4 protein-coding genes are annotated in these 6,162 nt (G+C 68.0%); 1 reads left to right on the forward strand and 3 read right to left on the reverse strand.

Annotation, left to right across the window (positions count from 1 at the left end; translation table 11 throughout):
* Positions 1-479, reverse strand: a 479-nt coding sequence (locus I73_RS00930; protein WP_026096151.1) for a site-specific integrase, incomplete at its 3' end; no start/stop codon positions are given.
* Between the two features lie 347 nt (positions 480-826).
* Between I73_RS00930 and I73_RS25205 the strand changes: the two genes are divergently transcribed.
* On the forward strand, positions 827-1,903 hold the full coding sequence (locus I73_RS25205; protein WP_051048887.1) for an integron integrase: 1,077 nt from the start codon (positions 827-829) through the stop codon (positions 1,901-1,903).
* On the opposite strand, the gene I73_RS00940 is transcribed toward I73_RS25205, so the two are convergent.
* Positions 1,828-4,908 carry an efflux RND transporter permease subunit gene (locus tag I73_RS00940; protein ID WP_022978902.1) on the reverse strand — a complete coding sequence of 1,027 codons (3,081 nt, stop codon included), beginning with the start codon at positions 4,906-4,908 and terminating at the stop codon, positions 1,828-1,830. The genes I73_RS25205 and I73_RS00940 overlap by 76 nt on opposite strands.
* A complete protein-coding gene (locus I73_RS25210; RefSeq protein ID WP_083876485.1) occupies positions 4,905-6,107 on the reverse strand; it encodes an efflux RND transporter periplasmic adaptor subunit in 1,203 nt (400 codons plus the stop codon). The genes I73_RS00940 and I73_RS25210 overlap by 4 nt, the downstream gene beginning before the upstream one ends.
* Positions 6,108-6,162 lie beyond the last annotated feature (55 nt).

Raw genomic sequence — 6,162 nt, forward strand, 5'->3', positions numbered from 1 at the left:
CTTCCCTGCACGATGCGCAGGCACATGCGGTCGCGGGCCGAGTCCACATCGCACACCCGCAGGGCCAGCGCCTCCGACAGCGCAGGGCCGCTGGCATACAGCACTTGCAGCAGCATCCGGCTCATGGGCCGGCGGCAGGCCCCCAGCAGTTGCGCGATCTGCTCGCGCCCGAGCAACTCCGGTTGACGCTGCGGCGTGCGCGCCACCGGCGGCTGCATGCCCCGGTCCTCGCGTCCGAGCACGTGCCGGAACAGAAACCGGCTGGCCGAGGACACCTGGTTGATCGTCGAGAACGAACGCCTCAAGTCCTTGGACAGGTGCAGCATGTAGGCCTCGATCTGCGCCGCATCCAGCTGCGCTGGGCTGCGCCCGTAGTACTTGGCCATGCGCGCCAGCGCGTCCACGTAGGTCTGCTGCGTGCGCACCGCCAGCCCGCGCACCTGCATCGCATCCACCATCTGTTGTCGCAACGGGGTCATCGCCTTCTCCTGTCTACCGGGGTCCATTCCCCGACCGAAGGCTTCTCCCGCTCGCCTTCCCAGGCAAGCTCCCCCACAACGTCAAACGCGGTGACCACCCTCGCCAGGCAGCCACCGCGTCAGCGGTTTAGTTCAACTAGTTATATACGTCAAAAGTGACGCATAAAATCCCGACGTGACGGATAACATTCCAGTGCATTGCAGGCCAAGTGCTTGTCGGGTTTGAAGATTTTTCGTCTTCTGCAGGATAACATCCTCAACACTGGCGTCAAAAGCATCAAAATTCCCCCATTCGGGGGATAAAACAGGCCTTGGCGCAGATGACTGTATATCCATACAGTCTCTCCATGAGCACGCTCGCCGTCCCGGGGCAGGCGCCTCCGGCAGCCTCCCCTGCGCCTCGCCTGCTGGATCAGTTGCGCCAGCGCCTGCGTTATCTGCACTACAGCCTGCGGACCGAGCGGGCCTATGTGCTGTGGGTGAAGGCCTTTGTGCGCTTCCACGGCCTGCGGCACCCCAGGGACATGGGGGCCCCCGAAGTGGAGTGCTTTCTCTCCCACCTGGCGAACGAAGGTGGCGTTTCCACCTCCACCCAGCGCCAGGCGCTGTCGGCGCTGCTGTTCCTGTACCGCCAGGTGCTCGGTCAAACCTTGCCCTGGATGGACGACATCGCCCGGCCGGTGCCTCGGCGCCGCCTGCCGGTGGTGTTGAGCGTGGACGAGGTGCAGAAGGTGCTGCGCGCGCTGCCACCGGAACACCGCCTGTTCGGCCAACTGCTCTACGGCACGGGCCTGCGCCTGTTGGAAGGTTTGCGTTTGAGGGTGAAGGACATCGACTTTGCCCACCGCACGCTGATCGTGCGCAGCGGCAAGGGCGACAAGGACCGCGCCGTGATGCTGCCCGAGTCCCTGCAGGAACCGCTGCGTGAACAACTCGCCCGTGGCCATGTGCTGTGGCAGACCGATGTCCTCAAGGGCTGCGCCGGGGTCGAACTGCCGGCAGCCTTGGCCCGCAAATACCCGCGCGCGCCGCAGAGCTGGGCTTGGTTCTGGGTGTTTCCGCAGGCTCGACATTCCACCGACCCGCGCAGCGGGGAAGTGCGCCGCCACCACGCTCAAGAGCAAGCCTTCCAGCGCGCCTTCAAGCAGGCCCTGCAGTCGGCCGGCATCGCCAAGTCAGCCTCACCGCACACGCTGCGCCACAGCTTCGCCACCCACCTGCTGCAGGCGGGCTATGACATCCGCACGGTCCAGACCCTGCTGGGCCATGCGGATGTGAAGACCACCATGGTCTACACCCACGTGCTCAAGGTGGGTGGGGCTGCGGTGCGCAGCCCGCTGGATGCGCTTCAGGCCCTGCTGGCCGCCTCCGGCACCTCGGTGGTGATGGGGCCGCTGCCGGCCCAGCGGTCCAGCGCCAGGTAGATGACCGGGGTGATGTAGAGCGTCACCACCTGGCTCAGGATCAGCCCGCCCACCACGGCCAGGCCCAGGGGTTGGCGCAGTTCGGCGCCGGCGCCCAGGCCCAGGGCGATGGGCAGCGCGCCCATCAGCGCGGCCACGGTGGTCATCATGATGGGCCGCAGGCGCAGCAGGGCCGCGGCGCGGATGGCCTCGGGCGGGCTCATGCCCTGGTGGCGCTGCGCGTCCAGGGCGAAGTCGATCATCATGATCGCGTTCTTCTTGACGATGCCGATCAGCATCAGGATGCCGATGCTGGCGATCAGCGTCAGCTCCATGTTGAAGAGCTTGAGCGCCAGCAGCGCACCGATAGCGGCCGAGGGCAGGCCGGCCAGGATGGTCAGCGGGTGGATGTAGCTCTCGTAGAGCACGCCCAGCAGCACGTAGATGACGGCCAGCGCCGCCACGATGAGCACCACCTGGCTGCCCTGGCTTTGCTGGTAGACCGCGGCGTCGCCGCCATAGGTGCCGATCAGCGAGGCCGGCATGTCCAGCGCGGCCTTGGCCTGGTCGATGGCCTGGGTGGCCACGCTCAGCGGCACGCCCGGGGCCAGGTTGAAGGCAATGGTGACCGACTGCAGCTGGCCCTGGTGGTTGACGGCCACGGGGCCCAGGGTGCGCTGCACGCTGGCCACGGCCGACAGCGGCACGAGGTTGCCCGCCTTGCTGCGCAGCCAGACCTTGTCGAAGGCCTGTTCGAACTCGCGGTTGTTCTCGGCCGCCTCCATGATGACTTCGAAGCTGTTGGCCGGCCCGTACATGGTGCTGACCTGGCGTTCACCAAAGGCGCTGTAGAGCGCAGAGCGCACGTCCGCCAGCTGCACGCCCAGCAGGTTGGCCTTGTCGCGGTCGATGACGAGCTGGGCCTGCAGGCCCGCGTTCTGGGCATCGCTGGTCACGTCGCGGAAGCTGGTGTTGGCCGCCAGCTTGTCCTCCAGCTTCTGGGCCCAGGTGTTCAGATCGTCCGCGCTGACGCTCTGCAGCGTGTACTGGTAGCGGCTCTTGCTCTGCCGGCCACCCAGCTGCAGGTTCTGCACCGGCGCCATGTAGGCCTGGATGCCGGCAATGCCGCGCAACTTCTTGCGCAGCTGTTCCACCACCTGCGGCATGGCCGGGCGCTCGCCCCGGGGCTTGAGGTTGATGAACAGCCGGCCCGCGTTGCCGCCGCTGAGGAAGGAGGACACGGTGGCCACGTTCGGGTCGGCCCGGAACACCGCCGCCACCTGGGCCTGCAGGCCCATCATCGCGTCGAAGGAGATGTCCTGCGACGCCTCGGTGCTCACGCGGATCTGGCCGATGTCTTCTTCGGGGAAGAAGCCCTTGGGCATGCTGACCGCCATCCACAGCGTCAGCACCAGGCTGCCCAGGGCCACGCCGCCCATCAGCCAGCGGTGGCGCAGGGCCCAGTCCAGTGTGCGGCCGTAGCCGTTCTGGAAGGCGGTGAAGCCGGCCTCGAAGGTCCGGCCCAGCCAGCCCTCCTCGTGGTGGGCCTCGTGCTTCAGGTAGCGGCTGCAGAGCATGGGCACCAAGGTGAGCGACACCGCCGCCGACACCAGGATGGACAGGCCCACCACCACCGCGAATTCATGGAGCAGCATGCCCATCACCCCGGGCATGAAGAAGATGGGGATGAGCACCGCCACCAGCGAGATGGAGATGGACAGGATGGTGAAGCTCATCTCGCGCGCGCCGCGCACGGCGGCTGCAAAGGGCTCCATGCCGTCTTCCACGTGGCGCACGATGTTCTCGAGCATCACGATGGCGTCGTCCACCACCAGGCCCACGGCCAGGGTGATGCCCAGCAGCGAGATGTTGTCCAGGCTGTAGCCGCCGGCCCACAGCAGGGCCAGTGCGCCGATCAGCGAGATGGGCAACGAAAAGGACGGGATCAGCGTGGCCGACAGCCGGCGCAGGAAGAGGAAGATCACCATCACCACCAGCACCACGGTCAGCGCCAGCGTGAAGTAGACGTCGTGCACCGCTTCGCGGATGGAGCGCGAGCGGTCGTTGACCGGCGTCATCTTGACCGAGGCCGGCAGCTGGGCCGCAAAGCGCGGCAGCATGGCCTTGACGCGGTCCACCACCTGCACGGTGTTGGCATCGGGCTGCCGCTGGATGGCCAGGGTGATACTGGGCTCGCCGTTGAGCTCGGCGTAGGTCTTGGTCGATTCGACGCTGTCCTGCACCTGGGCCACGTCGGCCAGGCGCACCGGCGCGCCATTGCGCGTGGCCACGATGACCTGGCGCCAGTCCTTGGCGTTCATCAGCTGGCGGTTGGCCTGCACCGTCAGCGTTTGGCGCGGGCCGTCCAGCGTGCCCACCGGCGTGTTGGCATTGGCACTGGTCAGCACCGCGCGCAGCTCGTCCAGGGTCAGGTTGCGTTCGGCCAAGCGGTCCAGGTCCACCTCCACCCGCACCGCAAAGCGGCGCTGGCCGTAAATGGACACCTGGGCCACCCCTTCCAGCGTGGACAGGCTGGGCGAGATCAGGTTCTCGGCGTAGTCGTTGAGTTGGGTCAGGCCGATGGACGGCGAGGTCAGCGCCACGAACAGCACCGGCGCATCTGCCGGGTTGACCTTGCGGTAGCTCGGCGGCGTGGTCATGTCGTCAGGCAGGCTGCGCTGGGCCCGGAACAGGGCGGCCTGCACGTCCAGCGCGGCGGCATCGATGTCGCGCGAGGCGTCGAACTCCAGCGTCAGCGAGGTGTTGCCCAGCGAGCTGCTGGAGCTGATGAGCGACAGCCCGGCGATGGTGGAGAACTGCTTCTCCAGCGGCAGGGCCACCGAACTCGCCATGGTCTCGGGCGAGGCCCCCGGCAAATCGGCACTGACGTTGATGGTGGGCGTGTCAAAGCGCGGCAACGCCGCCACGGGGATCTTGTCCAGGGCCAGCAACCCGGCCACGACGACGGCCACGTTCAGCAGCACCGTCATCACCGGACGGCGGATGAACAGCTCGGTGATGCTCATGCGCCTGCTCCGGCGCGGCTGGATGCGCTCGCGGCGCCCGAAGCCGCCGAAGCCGCGCCGGCGGCCGGGGCCACATGCACGCTGTCGCCCGGTCGCAGGTTCTCCTTGCCTTCCATCACCACCTGCTCACCCGGCTTCACACCGCTGACCGCGGCCCGGCCGCCGTCGTTGTTCAGCACCTTCACCGGCCGCAGGCTGGCCTTCTGGTCGGCGCCCACCACATAGACCTCACGGTCGTCGCCCTTGATGATCAGCGCCGCCTGGGGCAGCACCGCCACGTCCTTCAGGGTGCGCAGGGTCAGGCGCACCGTCACGTACTGGCCCGGCCACAGGGCCTGGGCCGGGTTGGCCAGCCGGGCCTTGAGCTTGATGGTGCCGCTGGTGCTGTCCACCGTGTTGTCCAGGAAACTCAGCTGGCCGGTCATCGGGGCGGCCTCGCCTCCGTCGGCCGCCTTACGCAGCACGGTCACGGCCAGCGGCGTGCGCTGCTGCGGTCCGTCGTCCAGCAAGGTGGGCAGCTGGGCCTCGGGCAGGGTGAAGCTCACGCCGATCGGGTCGATCTGGCTGACCGTCACCAGCGGATCACCCGTGGGGCTGACCAGGCTGCCCGGGTGCACCGCGATGGCACCGGCCCGGCCGCTCAGCGGCGCCCGCACGGTGTTGTAACCCACGCTGACCTCGGCTGCGCGCACGGCGGCCTTGTCCGAGGCCACCAGGGCCAGCTGGGCATCGCGCTGGGCCTGGACGCTGTCCAGCGCCCCCTGGGAGACGAAGTTCTGGGCCAGCAGCTCCTGGTTGCGGCGCCACTGGCGCTCCAGGTCGGCCAGGGTAGCCTGGTCGCGCAGCAGGGTGGCGCGCGCTTTTTCCAGATTGGCCTGGTCGCTGCGGTCGTCCAGAGTGAACAGCAGATCGCCCTGGTGGACGAACTGCCCTTCCTGGATGGCCACGCTGCGCACCGTGGTGGACACCTGGGGCCGCACTTCCACCGTGTTCAGGGGCACCACCGTGCCCGCGGCCTCGGCCTGCACCGGCATGTCCTGCTGGCCCACGGTGACCAGGGTCACCGCCTGGCTGTGTGCAGCCGCAGCCTTGCCCCCCGCGGCCCCGTCGCCCGATCCGCCCCGCCCCTGCCACCACCATCCACCGGCGGCCACGACAGCCACCACCACCGTCCAGCCCATCCGGGCACGTGCGTTCATTGATTTCTCTCTTCTTGGCGTGTTCTGCGGGAAAGTGCAGATGGCGGGATCACCG

Origin of the sequence: Ideonella sp. B508-1, from assembly GCF_000333615.1 — a bacterium.
Lineage (GTDB): Bacteria > Pseudomonadota > Gammaproteobacteria > Burkholderiales > Burkholderiaceae_C > Ideonella.